General features: G+C 70.5%; 13 protein-coding genes. 6 read left to right on the top strand and 7 right to left on the bottom strand.

Annotation, left to right across the window (positions count from 1 at the left end; genetic code table 11):
* Positions 1 to 22: 22 nt before the first annotated feature.
* Entirely contained in the window at positions 23 to 1,378 is a 1,356-nt protein-coding gene (locus tag ABD811_RS19530; protein ID WP_344949351.1) for a tetratricopeptide repeat protein, read from the bottom strand.
* Positions 1,379 to 1,527: 149 nt separating this feature from the next.
* Here ABD811_RS19530 and ABD811_RS19535 point away from each other — a divergent pair, with 149 nt between their 5' ends.
* Both ABD811_RS19535 and ABD811_RS19540 read left to right on the top strand, forming a co-directional pair.
* The gene (locus ABD811_RS19535) at positions 1,528 to 2,367 is read left to right on the top strand and encodes a hypothetical protein (protein WP_344949354.1); all 840 of its coding nucleotides are present in this window, start codon (positions 1,528 to 1,530) and stop codon (positions 2,365 to 2,367) included.
* Positions 2,368 to 2,381: 14 nt separating this feature from the next.
* Positions 2,382 to 2,558, top strand: a complete 177-nt coding sequence (locus ABD811_RS19540) for a hypothetical protein (protein WP_344949357.1) — start codon at positions 2,382 to 2,384, stop codon at positions 2,556 to 2,558.
* Positions 2,559 to 2,630: 72 nt separating this feature from the next.
* Here ABD811_RS19540 and ABD811_RS19545 read toward each other — a convergent pair whose 3' ends face one another.
* Positions 2,631 to 3,125, bottom strand: a complete 495-nt coding sequence (locus ABD811_RS19545) for a hypothetical protein (protein ID WP_344949359.1) — start codon at positions 3,123 to 3,125, stop codon at positions 2,631 to 2,633.
* A 565-nt stretch (positions 3,126 to 3,690) separates the two neighbouring features.
* On the opposite strand from ABD811_RS19545, the gene ABD811_RS19550 reads away from it, so the two are divergent.
* A complete protein-coding gene (locus ABD811_RS19550; protein WP_344949362.1) occupies positions 3,691 to 5,166 on the top strand; it encodes a DUF2201 family putative metallopeptidase in 1,476 nt (491 codons plus the stop codon).
* Between the two features lie 41 nt (positions 5,167 to 5,207).
* A complete protein-coding gene (locus ABD811_RS19555) occupies positions 5,208 to 7,097 on the top strand; it encodes an ATP-binding protein (RefSeq protein WP_344949365.1) in 1,890 nt (629 codons plus the stop codon).
* Between the two features lie 21 nt (positions 7,098 to 7,118).
* Here ABD811_RS19555 and ABD811_RS19560 read toward each other — a convergent pair whose 3' ends face one another.
* Positions 7,119 to 8,990, bottom strand: coding sequence for a hypothetical protein (locus ABD811_RS19560; RefSeq protein WP_344949368.1), 1,872 nt, complete (start codon positions 8,988 to 8,990; stop codon positions 7,119 to 7,121).
* Positions 8,987 to 9,928, bottom strand: coding sequence for a TIGR02996 domain-containing protein (locus tag ABD811_RS19565; protein WP_344949370.1), 942 nt, complete (start codon positions 9,926 to 9,928; stop codon positions 8,987 to 8,989). Before ABD811_RS19565 ends, ABD811_RS19560 begins: the two co-directional genes overlap by 4 nt.
* A gap of 683 nt (positions 9,929 to 10,611) precedes the next feature.
* Here ABD811_RS19565 and ABD811_RS19570 point away from each other — a divergent pair.
* On the top strand, positions 10,612 to 11,061 hold the full coding sequence (locus tag ABD811_RS19570) for a hypothetical protein (protein ID WP_344949372.1): 450 nt from the start codon (positions 10,612 to 10,614) through the stop codon (positions 11,059 to 11,061).
* Positions 11,058 to 12,236 (top strand): zinc-dependent alcohol dehydrogenase, encoded by a 1,179-nt coding sequence (locus ABD811_RS19575; RefSeq protein WP_344949374.1) that lies wholly within the window; start codon positions 11,058 to 11,060, stop codon positions 12,234 to 12,236. Before ABD811_RS19570 ends, ABD811_RS19575 begins: the two co-directional genes overlap by 4 nt.
* A gap of 79 nt (positions 12,237 to 12,315) precedes the next feature.
* Here ABD811_RS19575 and ABD811_RS19580 read toward each other — a convergent pair whose 3' ends face one another.
* From ABD811_RS19580 to ABD811_RS19590, 3 genes are read right to left on the bottom strand one after another with little or no spacing between them, the layout of a single operon-like run.
* Positions 12,316 to 13,431 carry a sensor histidine kinase gene (locus ABD811_RS19580; RefSeq protein WP_344949376.1) on the bottom strand — a complete coding sequence of 372 codons (1,116 nt, stop codon included), beginning with the start codon at positions 13,429 to 13,431 and terminating at the stop codon, positions 12,316 to 12,318.
* Positions 13,428 to 14,162, bottom strand: coding sequence for a response regulator (locus ABD811_RS19585; protein ID WP_344949379.1), 735 nt, complete (start codon positions 14,160 to 14,162; stop codon positions 13,428 to 13,430). The genes ABD811_RS19580 and ABD811_RS19585 overlap by 4 nt, the downstream gene beginning before the upstream one ends.
* A 7-nt stretch (positions 14,163 to 14,169) precedes the next feature.
* Positions 14,170 to 14,481 carry a hypothetical protein gene (locus ABD811_RS19590; RefSeq protein WP_344949382.1) on the bottom strand — a complete coding sequence of 104 codons (312 nt, stop codon included), beginning with the start codon at positions 14,479 to 14,481 and terminating at the stop codon, positions 14,170 to 14,172.
* Between the last annotated feature and the right edge of the window lie 75 nt (positions 14,482 to 14,556).

Raw genomic sequence — 14,556 nt, forward strand, 5'->3', positions numbered from 1 at the left:
TGTCCCCGAGTTCGGTCATCGTTCAGTGGCGGGAGGTCAGTTGCTTTCGTCGTCGGTCGTAGATGGTTCGTCGCCGTTCGTCGGGGGTCGTCTTCGCGGCGGCCTCGTAGTAGCGGGCAGCCGTCACGGGGTCGGGATCGCGGTCGCGGAGCCGTAGAAGGCTGGTGGCGCCGAGCATCGCGTAGGAGTCGGCGGTGAGCATGCGCAGCCAGGTCTTGCGGCTGTCCTGCTCGAGAGCGGCCGCCGCGGCCCGGAAGCCGTCCTCGATCTCGCCTATCGAGCCTCTGCCGCGCACCAGCAGAATGCACAGACGCGTCCTCGCCAGCGCGAACTCGACCCTGGGGCGCAGGTCGTGCCGGTCGTCATCGAGATCCGCGCGGACGTTCAGGTATTTCCGTTCCAGCCGCCGCAACGTCGCCAGCCGGGAGACCGCCGGGGTGCACATGCCCTCGCTGAACGAACCGCCCGCCCGCAGGTAGTCGATCTCGGCCAGCCCGAGCTTGGCGCGGATGGAGCCGGGGTCGACCGCCAGCGCCTTGCGGTAGGCGCGTACGGCCTCGTCCTGCCGTTTCAGCCGCGCCTCGGTGTTGCCGATCAGCAGCCAGCCGAAGGCCTTCTCGGCGGGCTCGGTGAACTTCGGCAGCAACGCCTGCGTGCTCCGCAGACTTCGCACCAGGCCCTGGGTGCCTCCCGTCCCGTACCAGCCGACCGCCACGATGAGCTGTGTGTACAGCCGCGCCTTGCGGACCAGGAGGTCCTGTGCGTGTCCCTGGGCGGCGGGGTTCAGCGACACGTCACCGAACTCCTCGACGGACAGTTTCTGCAGCCCTCCGAGCTGATAGGCCTCGTCGAGCCTGTTGCGGTCCAGGTAAACCTCGACGCGGAGCCGGTCCACGGTTCCGGGGACCAGCGTCCCGGAGATCGCTATGTGCCCGCCGCGGGAGGCGAGATCCTTGCGCAGTCGCTCGGTGCGGGCGTCCTCGGTGCGGTAGACGCTGACGTCGCGGTTTTTCGCATGCCCCACCTCGATGCGCCCTGCCTTGCCGAGCTCCTCCTGGACGCCCGCGAAAAGCGCGTCCGTCAGTTTCCGGGCGACCTTTTCATCTCTTTCGGTCTTCTTCTCGGTGTCGAGCGCGATCTCGGGGACGACGATGTTCACGGCGCCATTGAGGGGCGGAGGGTCGACCCAGGGGAGCTTACTGGCAACTGCCGGAAAGTCGACGGTGAAGCCCACCGTCGCGGTCAACAGGCCGTACAGCGGAGCGAACACGGCGGCCACGCCGACGACCACCTTCCAGAGACGCTTCCAGCGGCTCGGCCGTTCGGTCTGCGCGGGCTCCTCCGATCGGCTCTCCGTCTCCCCGCCGGCTGACTCCATAGCGGTGGCTCCTGATCATCCGCACTGGCCGGTTACTGTCAACCAGATATATACGAGCCGGCCGTGTACCAGAATGCCTCCGGCTGCATCTGTTGACCATGCGAGCGAAAGGGCGACATATGCGATCTTCTGCAGGAACCGCCGCGATCGTGCTGGTACTGCTGGGGGCCGTCGTCGCTTGTGGGGGAAATGATGCGCCAGAGAACCCTCCGCCGGTGCGCCACCCGGTCCCGACGTCCGCCACGCCGGGTGGGGTGCCGCGCGGCGAGGCCGTACTGGCGGACCCGCAGCAGCGCCCGGCCGGTCTGGTCGAACAACTGGAAATGCCGGTGGCGGGAGGCGGCGATCCATGTCCTGCGACCGACGAGCCCCTCCTGTGGACCGACCTCGAAGACGACTTTCGCGAGGCGGACCAGATCGATACAAACACCTCCATTGCCATACAGGTCCCGGAAGTCGTGTCCGTCTGCGTGGGCGGCATGACTCCCGGAAGGTCGGTCTCCGTCACATTGACGGCACCTTCCGGGAAGGTCGTCCACAAGGCAGACGCTGTACCACAGAACGGCGAATCGCCAAAGGTCGCCCTTCGCTTTCTCCCCGGGAACGAAGTGGGGAGGTACACCATCACGGCACGCCAGGACGGCCGGACCGTCACCCGCGAAGTCAATGCGAAAACCGCCACCAAGCCCCGCATATTGCTGATCTCGCAAGATCCGGACAACACGGGAATCCAGCGCGCTCACATCGACCGGCTGAAGTTCGCGTTCGGCGGTCTTTCCTCAGGAAAGCCCACGATGTTCTACCTGTATCACGACCCGACGGGGATGAGCACGATGCGCTTCCATTCCGCCTACCGGGTGACGGGCGGCGCCGACGGCGGCGCGTTCCTGGACCTCCTCGTCACGGCGAAGACCCCACTGGGCCGCTACTGGATGGTGTCGGATCCGAGCAAGCAGGATCTTCCCGGAGCCTTCTGGATGCTGAACTAGCGCCGTCGCCGACGGTGGCGAAGGTGGCGGGCGGCGGCTACATGCGCGCCGACGCCCTGGTGGGCGCGGCCTCGGGCACGTCACCGTCGCCGGCCCTGCGCACCGCAACCGCCGACCTGCCCGGCCTGGCGGCCCCCGGCCAGGTGGAGGTGCGCCTGTTGCACTCGGGAACCTCCCAGCCGACCGCCTGACCGGCGGAGCAGCCGACGGACCAGCCGGCCCCCTTCCGGAGGCCGGCTGGTCCTGTGCCCGTTGTGGCCGCCTCAGACCTTCGCCGGCCCGCGGCGGCGCGCCGCGGCGCCGCCCGGACGCAGCCGCGACAGCTCGTCGGCGGCCGCCTTGAAGCTGAAGGACAGCGGCGGGACGCCGGTGTGCGCAGGCTCCGGTTCGGTGACCGCCCGGACGACGGCCTTCTTCAGCAGGCGCATGCCGTGCCGCAGCTCGTACAGGTCGTCGCCGGGGCCCGCGAGCACGGCGAGCCCGTCGCGCGTCCGGTAGACCGTCGCCTCGCTGTTGAGGATTTCGCCGAGACGGCCGACGAGGGTCCGCAGCACCGTCCCGGCCCGCTCGCCGTCGAGTTCCGCCGGCTGCTCCACGTGGACGGTCACCAGGGCCCAGTAGCCGTCACGGCCGGAATCCAGCATCCGGTGGAGCGCGTGTTCATCCGGCAGGTCCACGCCCCGGTCTTGGACGGGCTCCAGCTCGTCGCGCACCGGTGCGTCCAGCGCGGCACTTCCGGCTCTCCCAGGTCCTCGCATGCGGTTCTCCACGTCTCCGGGGGTGTCGGCGGCCTCTGATGCCGATGGCGTCAGGAAGAACCGTCCTCGCCCAGGCGCCGACAGCAACGACATCTGGGGGGGCCGGCTCGCGACCTTCGGTCAGGCTTCGACCGGTGTCGTCGCGACGCCGCCCCAGGGGCCGGCAGTGCTTTGCCCTTCCGTTGAAGAGAACCCACGGGAGCCTTACCGCACCGGGTGCCTGCCGGCGCTGTGAAGTGCCGTGGCGGGTGCTGGAGTCGGTCGTCGGCGTATTTGTCGTAGCGGCTCGTTATCTTGCCTGCGGGTGGTACGGGGTGAGTCGCAGCGGAAGCGCACCGGGTGCGTGGAAGCGGTGTGACGACGCACTCGCCCTGGTCAAGGGAAATCTGGAGGCATGGGGGCCTTGCTTCGGATACCGCCGGGCTTTGCCGGGGCGCTTCCTGAGCCGGTCTCCACAGTCGAGAGGGCGCTGATGAGCCATGGCACCGCCGGGAGCCTCGGTGCGGCGGATCACCATCCGGTCGGCGCCGGGCGTGTCCGCCCGGGCCATCGTCGCCCTGCCGCCGTGCCCCGTCTGTCGGACCTGCGTCGGCTGCTGGCGGAGGAGCCGGCCGACCCGGAGGTCGTGGAGGAGGCCCGGCGGCGCAAGGAGGCCGCGCTGCTGGACTTCGGTGTCGGGCAGAGCGTGGTGGCGTCCTGGCTGTACGCCAAGTGCCATCACCACATCCCCACGACCGCGATCCCCACCGCCGCGGTGGTGGCCACCGGCGACGGCAGCTGCGCCCTGCTCTACAACCCCTGCTTCTTCGTGGAGCTGGACTTCGACGGCGTCAAGTTCGTGCTGTTCCACGAGGCCCGGCATCTGATGCACCGGCACCTCTACGTGGACGAGGAGCTGCGCACCGATCCGGCGTTCACGCTGGCCGCCGAGGTGGTCATCAACCACGTCGCCCTGCGCCGGTTGGGACGGTCCACCCTGCCCACGATTCCGGCACGCGCGCGGTCCGGCGGCGGGGGCGCCGACGGCGACGGCAAAGGCGAGGGGCTGCGAGAGCCGGTCGGGGTCGATCCAGAGCTGGTCTACCAGGCGTACCGCGAAGATCTGCGGCGGCAGGGGCTGTCCGCGCTGCCGTACGACGAGTTCATCCACACAGATCTCACCGTGTACGGCGAGTTGCGCCGGATGAAGGCGTTCGACGAGCCCGTTCCGGCGTACTGCATACACGCGAGCGGGGACGGCGACGGGAGCGGCGGCCGCGAGCGGGATGCCGGCCGGGCCGGTCGCGGGGACGTCCCGCTGGACGCCGAGACCGTGGAGCGGCTGGGCGACGAGGTGCTGCGCGAGGTGATGCAGGCCGCGCTGCGCGGTGGTGCGGCGGCGCGCGAGGAGTTGCTCGATCTGGCCGACCGCACGGCCGACGGCGGGGAACGGCTGAACCGGCTGTGGGGCGGCCTGGGCCTGGACAAACTGCGCGGCACGACCCCGCAGACCCGCCGGGTCGACTGGTGGCAGCGGTGGTTGACCGACGTGCTCGCCTCGAAGCTGGCCGAGAGCGACCGGCTGGTCTACCCGAAGAAGCACGGCGCGATCATGCTGGCGCTGGGCCATGACCCGATGCTGGCCCGGCGCGGGCCGGAGCGGACGAAGGTGGTGCTCATCGCGTTCGACACGTCGGGGTCGATGCCCGACTCCGTGGTCGACTGGCTGACCACCCTGGTCGGGCGGACCGACGGGGTGGAGAGCCACTGGCTCAGCTTCGACGGCGTGGTCAGGCCGTTCGTCCCCGGGGAGCGGGTGACGGGCGGGGGCGGCACCGACTTCCAGAACGTCGTCGACTACGCCGAGGGCCGGCTGGAGGTCGACGGCAAACGGTTCGAGGCGGAACCCGACGCGATCATCATGGTGACCGACGGGTACGCGCCCCACGTCACCCCCGCCGATCCCGACCGATGGATATGGCTGATCACCGACGGCGGCGATGACTGGCCGGAACGGCATGATCCCCCGATGGCCTGCCACCGCGTCACCTCCGGACGATGACCGAGGAGAATCCAGTAGTGGCCGCTGCGGAACCGTCCCGAGTGGATCCAACGACCACGCCGAACGCCCGGCCCGGCCAAGGCGGGAAGCCGCGGCGGTGGAAGGCCACGGCCACCTATCCGGATCCGCCGCAGGACGGCCCCACCGCCAAGCTCGAGAAGTTCATCGACGCGATGATCGCCACCGGCCAGACCGGGCAGATCTTCGGCGAGCACGGCATCGGCAAGACGTCCACGTTCGTGTCGTACATTCCGCAGCGGTTTCCCGACACCGTCCTGGTGGTCCTGCCCGCGGCCAACCTCGCCCCGGACGACCTGCTGATCAACGCCCCCGTACGCGACGACCGCAGCGGAGAACTGGTGCTCCGCCAGCTCATCATGCGGCAGCTCGTCCCGGGCCGGCCGTTCGTGCTGCTCATCGACGACTCGCTGCAGGCCGGCACCACGGTGCAGTCGCAGCTCATGCAGATCGCCTGCGACTGGACGCTGGGCGAGCACGACCTGCGCGAGCTGGGCTGCGTCGGGGTGTTCCTCACCGACAACGAGTCGCTGGCCGAGACCGGCGTGCGCCGCTCCGACCTGGCGATTCTGGACCGGATGGTCACCATCCGGCTGACCGCCAACGACACCGCGTGGCGGCTCGCGTTGGCCGAGCGGTATCCCGACTGGGATCTGCGTGAGGTGTTCCGGTTGTGGGCCGCCCTCAGCCCGCATCTGCGCCACCTGCTCTCGCCGCGCACCCTGCAGCACGTACTCGACTGCGCCCGCGCCGGGTTTCCGCTGGTCTGGGGGCTGCCGTTGCACAACGGCCGCCGGCTGGCGCTGACCGAGCAGGGTACGAACGGCGAGCCGGGGCGGGACCGCACCAGGGAAGTGCTCGACGGCATCGCCGCGGCGGTGGGGGCGAGCAACCCGGCCACCGTGCCCGACCCGGTCCGCCGCATTCTCCGGGCCGCGATGACCCACCGCTGGGCGGTCCTGCTGCAGGGGCCGCCGGGGTGCGGCAAGACGGAGATCACCAAGCAGATCGCGCGGGAGGAGACCGGCCGTGAACCGGTCTACTTCTCGCTGCCGGTGACCAATGTGGAGGATCTGTGCGTGCCGGTGCCCACTCCGGACGGGGCGCTGGAGGCCATGCTCGCCCGGTCGCTGCTCTCCCCGGAGCCGAAGGTGCTGATCTGGGACGAGTACAACCGGCCGAAGGACAAGGCGACCTTCGCCAAGCTGATGGAGATCACCCAGGAGTGGACGCTCGCCGGACGCCCGCTGCCGAACCTGCGGGCGCAGGTGGCGTTGCAGAACCCGCCCTACCACCTGGGCCGCAAGATGCTGGTCGCGAGCAACAACGTGGCACAGGCCAGCCGGTTCACGATCAGCTACGAGGTGCAGCCGGAGGACATCCCGGCCAACGAGTGGCTGATATCGACCTACGGTGAGACGGCCGAGACGGTCCTGGAGTGGTGGAAGAACGACATCGACGACGAGGGCCGGAACTGGATCACCAAGCGCACCCTGGAGCGGCTGATCAAGCTGCACCGGGCGGACATGCCGTTGGAGCCGGCCCTGATCTACCTCGGCGACGGCGAGTACGCCCCGGTGCCGCTGTCCGCGCTGGAGGCCCGCCTGGCCGACCGCCCGCGGATCGGCCTGGCCGAGCTCGCCGACGACTGCCCGAGCTGGGAGGCCCGGCTGTCGGCCGCCGCGGAGACGGCCGAGGAGGGCACCAACGACACCGACCTGGTCCACCAGGTGTTCTCCAACGCCGAGGTGTCGCAATTGGAAAGGCATCTCGACGTGGTGGCGCGGCTGCTGCCGTACCTGCCGCCGAAGCTGCGGGCCACCTATCTGGTGGGGCAGACCCCGGAACGGCAGCGCTTCTGGATAGCCGCCCTGGCCCGGATGGCGGAACTGTCCGCGTCCGGCCGCGGGTGAGACAACCGGGCCTGGTCGCCTCTAGTCGTCGTCCTCGTCGTCGTAGTCCTCGTCCTCGTCCTCGTCTTCTTCGTCGTAGTCCTCCCAGTCCCAGTCGATGTCGTCGGAGTCGAACGGGCGGATCATCGGGACGGACACGGTGGACTGCTCGTGGCCCACCATCCAGGAGTTGCGGAAGAAGTCGAACTTCAGGTGGTAGCAGCCGGCGGACTCGGCGAACAGGATCGGCGGGACGAGGAAGTGCGCCACGCCGACGGTGCCGGCTGTGTCGATGAAGGTCTCAGCCGAGGGAAAGGAGGGACCGCCCTGGCAGGAGGCGAAGTTCACCGGCGTCAGCGATTTCTTGCCGAGTACGTGGATGCGGTTGCCCTCGACGACGAACATGTCCGGATCAAGAAGGACGTCCTCGCCGAGCATGAGGATGGGCGCGGGCAGGATCTCCGCCTTCGCGGCGTCCTGTGCGCGCGTGTAGTGCTTGATGATGTCGGCGTTGCGCGTGGTGTCGAAATGGGGGCCGAGCATGCCGCCGTCGCACAGCCCGCAGGCACAGTCGGGCAGCTCGCCGGTGGCGGGCTCCTCCGGCTCGGGGAACAGCATGGACTTGTCGAACGGCACGACCGGCGACTCACCGCGCCTGTCCTTGAGGAACGCCGGGATCCAGGCGGTGTCGTCCGCCTCGATCACCTCGGAGTCGCACAGGGCGCGGAACGCGGTGTCGCCCAGCCTGCAGTTGAAGTAGTCCAGAAGCGTGATCGCGGCGCACTCGGCGAGCGACAGTTCGTCGCTCTTGGCGAACCAGAAGTCGTAGCCGTTGGCGACGAAGTGCACGCCGCGGAACCGCTTGTGGACGAAGGGGACGCGGCCGGCGCCGGGGGCGAGGCCTCCGTTCCAGTGCGCTGCGGCGACCTCGTTGTAGTAGACGTCGGCGTGGCGGGCGAGTTCGGGTGCGAAGACGCTTTCGCCGGTCAGGTAGCACGCCTTGCTGAACAACGCGGCGATCTCGGGATCGTGCTCGACGTCCGGATCGGTGAAGACGAGTTCGGTGCGCAGGAAGACCTTGCGGCCGTCACGGTAGGGCGCGCCCTCGTGCTCGTACCGCTGGTCGAAGATGACACAGGTGAAGGGCTCGATCTCCGTGAGCGCGCCGCCGTCGGTGAGGTCGAGGACGGGCGCGCCCGAGCCGCCGGTGAGGTACAGCAGGATCGTGTAGCGGGAGACGTGCCCGCGCGCGGCGTCGTAGTAGGGAGTGTCGCGGTGGCGATGGAAGTTGGCGTCGTCCGGCTCGAAACGGTTGCACCGGAACACGGGATTGACGTGCGAGAAGCCGTCGAGCAGCGAGCGCGGCATCGCCTCGGCCACCGCCGCGGTGAGCGCCTCGGCGAGCAGTGCCGAGTGGAAGATGAAGCGGTCACCGCCGCGTGAGGCGGCGTTGAGCGGCGGGACATAGAGGTTCAGCGCGTCAAGGCCCTCCAGGCGGGCGCGGGCGGAGGCCGGAAGCCGCAGGGAGAACGAGTAGGCGCCCTTCGCGAACTCCTCGCGCCGGGTGAGCTCGAACGCCAGCCCGGCGTCCGCGAACAGGTGGTCGAGCGGGAGGATGTTCTCGAACGTCCGGAACGACAGCTCGCGCGGGTCGACGAAGACGGCGGCCAGGTACGGCGCGGTCTCGCTGGGCCGGGCGAACAGCTCGCGCACGCCGGCGTCGATGCGCTCGGCGTCGACGAAGCGCACCGCCTTGAACCGCGCCGTCGGGTGCCAGCAGATCGCCAGCCCGTCGAGCGTCGCGGTGGGCTCGGTGTCGGTCTGGTCGACCTGGGCGCGGTACCGGGCGATCTCGTCGTCGGGGGCCCGGCCGGTCGACAGGGCGAAGAAACGATCGCGGAGCTCGACGCTCACACACTCCTCCAATAGCTGCGCAGCGCGGGTGAAAGCCGGGGGGCGGAGGCGAGCATCTTCACGCCGACGTCCCCGACGTCGGCGGGGTACAGCAGCAGCCGTCTGAGTGATCCGGTGAACGGCGCCGCGAGCAGGGCCTGCGCCCCTTCCTCGCCGATCTGGTTGTATCGCAGGTCGAGTTCGGTGAGCCCCTCGAAACGGTGCAGCGAACGCACACCCTCGGCGGTGAGCGCGTTCCGTTGGAGGCGCAGGCGGCGGACACCGCCGAAGCTCGGGGACGCGGCGAGGGCCGCCAGGCCGGTGTCACCGACATGGCAGTACCGCAGGTCGAGCACCTCGATCCGCCCCGTCGCCGACGAGATCGTGAGGGCGTTGCCGGCGGACGCCTCGCTGCGGAAGTACGTCGAAACGGCGAGGGCCTTGGCGCCGAGCGCGCCGATGCGGAGGTAGGAGAGATCGAGTTCGACGAGCCGGCCGAGGTCGAGCGTCGCGAGGGCGCCGACCTCGACGGACGGCGTCGGCTGCCCGTCCTCGTCGAGGTGCTCGTCCCAGTACAGATGTTCGTCCTCGGCGTGGGCGGGCGGTGCGATGCGCAGCGCGGTCACGAACGTCCCCCGCAGGGCCTGCTCGATCAGCACGGGCGCGGTGTCGGACCATTCGACGGCGACCTTCGTGGCGAATCCGTACCGGCGTGCCAGGACGGTGACTCCCGGCGGCGTCTCCGCGTCCCAGCTCCGCTGGTGCTCCTGCACCAGCGCGGCGATCTCGCGCTCCACGGCATCGCGATCGGCGGGGCCGACACGGGCGCGGCGCTGTTCGAGCCGGATCAGCGCGCCTCTGGGGTCGCCCCGCTCCAGAAGCCGGTCCCCGTAGGCCAGCCACAAGGCGGGATCGTCGGGTTGATCCCGCAGCTTCTGTTCAATGGCCGCAAACATCATCGGAGGAAGCTAACACCGGCCTCGGACAGTTTCGGTAAGGGTCGCTCCATCGCCCTCTGACGCGATTTATCACGGTGTGATGATGAATGCGGTGACATAAGCGTTTTCTAACGCAATGCGGCGAATGGGGTGACGACGTTCGCCAAGCCGTCGCCTTCCGCCACCGATGCGTCCGAGTGCACGGAAGGCAATGACCCGCCACCGGCATGCCGACCGTCCGGTGCACCGGAGACGGCGCCGGAAGGGCCAGGGCGCTGACTACGGTCGGCGCCCAGCTCAGGCAGCGCTGTGCCGACCGGTGAGATTCCTGCAGCGCGGCGGCGCTGAAAGCTGCACTCATGCGATAGCGCCCACATGATTACGGACTGCACGCAGATTCAGTGCGTCGTCGCGGTCGTCACCTTGAACGGCAGGGCGTCGCCAGCGCCCCATCTCGTTCGAGAGAACCCCAGGTCCGGTCACCCGTGAAGCCGATGCCGGGTTCACCGCCCTCGGCGGGCCCGGCATCGGTCGTGCGGGCCATGGCCGCGCGGGGGCGGCGCGATGTTTGTGAGGGGGCGATGGGGAAGGGGTCAGCGGGTAGACGGTTCCGTCTTCGCGGACAGGAGCACGCGGGGCCGTGCGACGCCTGGAGGGCCAGGTCCGCGTGCGGGTTCCACATGCCGCTCCCAAGAGGAGAAATCATGAAAGGTAACGTCGCCGTCGGGGGGCTGGCCGTCGTCGGTGCGGGCATGGCATGGCGGAGGCTGGCGCGGCGAAAGCGTGCGCGGGACGCCGGGAGCCGGTGGCTGGCCGTCACGGTGAACTGCGCGCCCGAGCGGCTGAGCCCCGAACCCGAGCCGATGGCCCGGATCCGCGACATCGCCGAGGTCACGACGCGTCCGGCACCCGGTGGACGCGGTACGGAGCTGGCGGCCCGGCTGCTCGACCCCCGGTCGGCCGGGAAGATCCGCCGCCTCACGGGCACCGATCCCCGGCTGCGCGTGCGCACCGCCCTGCGGGACGCCAAGTCGCTGGTCGAGACGGGCGAGGTGCTGCTGCCGGACGCACCGCCGACCACGCATCCCCCGTCGCCCGCGGGCAAGGTGCTCGATGTCGCGATCCGACGTGCCGGAGGGGAGGGACGGCTGTGAAAGCACTGTGCTGGGAGGGCGTCAACAAGCTGGCCGTGGAGAACGTGCCCGAACCGGTCATGCGCAACGACCAGGACATGCTCGTCAGGGTGCGGTCCAGCACCACCTGCGGGTCGGACCTGCACCTGATCGGCGGCTACATTCCCGCGATGCGCGCCGGGGACGTGATCGGCCACGAGTTCCTCGGCGAGGTCGTCGAAACGGGCCCGGCCGTCCGACAGCACAAGGTGGGCGACCGGGTCGTGGTCTGCTCGTTCATCGGCTGCGGCCGCTGCTGGCACTGCGCCAACGACCAGTGGTCGTTGTGCGACAACAGCAACACCAACCCGGGCCTGGCCCAGGCGGCCTACGGGTACGAGACCGGAGCCGTGTTCGGCTACTCCCATGCCATGGGCGGCTTCAGGGGAGCCCACGCCGAATACGTACGGGTCCCGTTCGCCGACTACGGGGCCTTTCCCGTACCGGACGAGGTGGACGACGTGTCCGCCACGTTCGCCTCCGACGCGGCGCCGACCGGCTGGATGGGCGCGGACCTCGGCGGAGTGGGCCCGGGAGACGTGGTGGCCGTGTGGGGCTGCGGCGCGGTCGGCCAGATGGCGGCCCGCGCCGCGATGCTGCTGGGCGCCGAACAGGTCATCTCGATCGACCGGATCCCCGAACGGCTCGCCATGACGCGCGAGCACATCGGATCGGAGGTCGTCGACTACACCGCGACCGACGTCGGCGCCGAACTGCGGGAGCGCACCGGCGGCCGGGGGCCCGACGTGTGCATCGAGGCGGTCGGCATGGAGGCGCACTCCCCCGGCCCGCAGCACTGGTACGACAAGACCAAGCAGGCGCTGCGGCTGGAGACCGACCGCGCCTCGGCCGTGCGGGAGGCCATCCACGCCTGCCGCAAGGGCGGTTCGGTGTTCGTCCTGGGGGTGTTCGGCGGGCTGGTCGACAAGTTCCCGCTGGGCGCCGTGATGAACAAGGGGCTCACCCTGCGCGGCGCGCAGCAGCACGGGCAGCGCTACATCCCCATGCTCCTTGACCGCATCGCCGCCGGAGAGCTGAGCACCCGCCACCTGGCCACGCACGAGATGTCTCTGGACGAGGCCCCGCGAGGCTACGACATGTTCAAGAACAAAAAGAACGGGTGCGTGCGGGCGGTCTTCCACCCCGACGGCGGCTAGCCCCCCGCACGGGCCAGGGCCGTGCAGGGGTTCGAGACCGAGGTGCCGTTCGCCGACGGCATGGCGGAGTTCGCGCGGATCAGGTCGTCAGGGGCAGCCGGACGACGAAGCGGCAGCCGGGGCCGGCGTTGCTCACTCCGATGTCGCCCGCGTGGGCCTCGACGATGCCGCGCGCGATGGCCAGGCCGAGGCCGGCGCCGCCACCGGGGGTGCGGGCCGTCTCCCCGCGGAACGCCACGTCGAACACGCGGGGCAGGTCGGCCTCGGGGATGCCGCCGCAGGCGTCGGCGACGGTCACGCAGGCCGTCCCCTCGCGGACGTCACCGGTGATCTCGACGGTGCCGTCGCCGGGGGTGTGCCGGATCGCGTTGACCACGAGGTTGCGCAGCGCCCGCTGCATCTCGCCCACGTCCACCTCGACGGGCAGGCCGTGCCGGACGTCGCCGTGCAGCCGGACACCCTTGGCCCGCGCCAACGCCTCCGCACCCGCGACCGCTTCGGCGACCAGGTCGTCCAGCCCGACCCGGTGGCGCGTCAGCCGCAGTGCCCCCGCGTGGATGCGCGACAGCTCGAACAGGTCGTCCACCATCTCCGAGAGCCGGTCGGCTTCGACGCGGATGCGGTTGTGGTAGCGGCGGACGGTACCGGTGTCGGTCACCACCTCGTCCTCCAGCGCCTCGGCCATGGCGCGCAGCCCGGCGAGCGGAGTGCGCAGGTCGTGGCTGACCCAGGCGACCAGCTCGCGGCGGCTGGACTCCAGGGCCTGCTCACGGGCGTGCGCCTCGCCCAGCCGCCGGTACGCGTCGTCCAGCTCGCCCGCCAGCTCGGCCAGCTCGGCCGGCAGCCGCACCCGGGGCGCATGGAAGGGGTCGGCGCGGACGGCCGCGACCATGACGCGGTTGGCCGCGACCAGGCGGCGGCCCAGCATCACCGACACGCCCATGGCGATGACGCCGGAGGCGGTGACGACCGCCAGCACCACCGACTGGTCGTGGTCGTTCAGCAGCATCATGAACGTGATGACGACGATGCCGGAGACGGTGGCCAGCACGGTCGCGACGCCGACGACGGTGAGCTGCGTGGCGATCGACCGGCCGCGCAGCAGGTGCAGCAGCGCGAGCGCGGTCGCGGCGACGCCCAGCGCGGCGACGGCGGCGTACCAGCACACCCACAACAGGTCGGCCAGAGGGATCATCGCTGCTCCCGTGAGACGGGCGAGTCGGCCGGTTCGTACCGGTAGCCGACGCCCCACACCGTGACGATGCGGGACGGCGCGGTGGGTTCGTCCTCGATCTTCTCCCGCAGCCGCCGGACGTGGACGGTCACCGTGGACGAGTCGCCGAACGACCAGCCCCACACCCGGTCGAGCAGTTCCTGCCGGGTGAAGGCGCGCCGGGGGTGGCGCATCAGGAACGCCAGCAGGTCGAACTCGCGGGTGGTCAGGCCCAGCCGGACGCCGCCGCGTTCGACGTGGTGGGCGTCGACGTCCACGGCCAGGTCGCCGTCGCGCAGCACGCCGCCGGCACCGGCGGGGGCGACCAGGCCGCGCGCGCGGCGCAGCACCGACCGCACCCGCAACGCCAGCTCGCGCGGGCTGAACGGCTTGGTGACATAGTCGTCGGCGCCCATCTCCAACCCGGCGAGCCGGTCGGTCTCCTCGCCCAGCGCGGTCAGCATGACGATCGGCACCGCCGATTCCGCGCGCAGCCTGCGGCACACCTCCAGGCCGTCCACCCCGGGCAGCATCAGATCCAGGACGACCAGGTCGGGCGGGTCGTCGCGGGCCCGCTCCAACGCCCGCGCCCCATCGGCCACGCATTCCACCCGATGACCGTCACGCATCAGGTACCGCGCGACGACATCGGCAACCGTCGGGTCGTCGTCCACGACCAGGATCCGCCCGGTCTCCGACGCCGGACTCACCATGGCGACCTCACCAGTCCTGAAGGGCCACGGCGGTGGCCACCTGTGCGAACAGCGTTCCACAGGGCGGGCGATGCGCCGCCGCGACGGTCACCCATGCGGCGCAGGGCAGCCAGATGCGTTCGCCCTCGCCCCGCGCGACTCCCGCGAGGCCGAGGGCCGCGACGCCCAGCAGCGCGGCGCATGCGAGCAGCGCGACCGGGACGACCGCCGGCCCGGCCGCCGGGGCGAGCAGCACGGCACGGCTCGGCCTGCGCAGGGTCATCACGGCCGCGGGCACCGCGAACAGAGGCAGAAGGCCATAGCGGAGGTATGGAAGCATGCCCGGCAGCGGTCCCGCCAGCAGGCGTTCAGCACCGCCCGGCGGGTGCCGGTGCAGGCCGTGGCCGGCAGCGCC

Origin of the sequence: Actinomadura miaoliensis (assembly GCF_039536785.1) — a bacterium.
GTDB lineage: Bacteria > Actinomycetota > Actinomycetes > Streptosporangiales > Streptosporangiaceae > Spirillospora > Spirillospora miaoliensis.

What these genes read in the sequence shown, in the direction of transcription:
- ABD811_RS19590 (WP_344949382.1), bottom strand. Translation starts at nt 14,481, where the DNA reads ATGCTTCCATACCTCCGCTATGGCCTTCTGCCTCTGTTCGCGGTGCCC.
- ABD811_RS19565 (WP_344949370.1), bottom strand. Translation starts at nt 9,928, where the DNA reads ATGATGTTTGCGGCCATTGAACAGAAGCTGCGGGATCAACCCGACGAT.
- ABD811_RS19530 (WP_344949351.1), bottom strand. Translation starts at nt 1,378, where the DNA reads ATGGAGTCAGCCGGCGGGGAGACGGAGAGCCGATCGGAGGAGCCCGCG.
- ABD811_RS19570 (WP_344949372.1), top strand. Translation starts at nt 10,612, where the DNA reads ATGAAAGGTAACGTCGCCGTCGGGGGGCTGGCCGTCGTCGGTGCGGGC.
- ABD811_RS19580 (WP_344949376.1), bottom strand. Translation starts at nt 13,431, where the DNA reads ATGATCCCTCTGGCCGACCTGTTGTGGGTGTGCTGGTACGCCGCCGTC.
- ABD811_RS19545 (WP_344949359.1), bottom strand. Translation starts at nt 3,125, where the DNA reads ATGCGAGGACCTGGGAGAGCCGGAAGTGCCGCGCTGGACGCACCGGTG.
- ABD811_RS19585 (WP_344949379.1), bottom strand. Translation starts at nt 14,162, where the DNA reads ATGGTGAGTCCGGCGTCGGAGACCGGGCGGATCCTGGTCGTGGACGAC.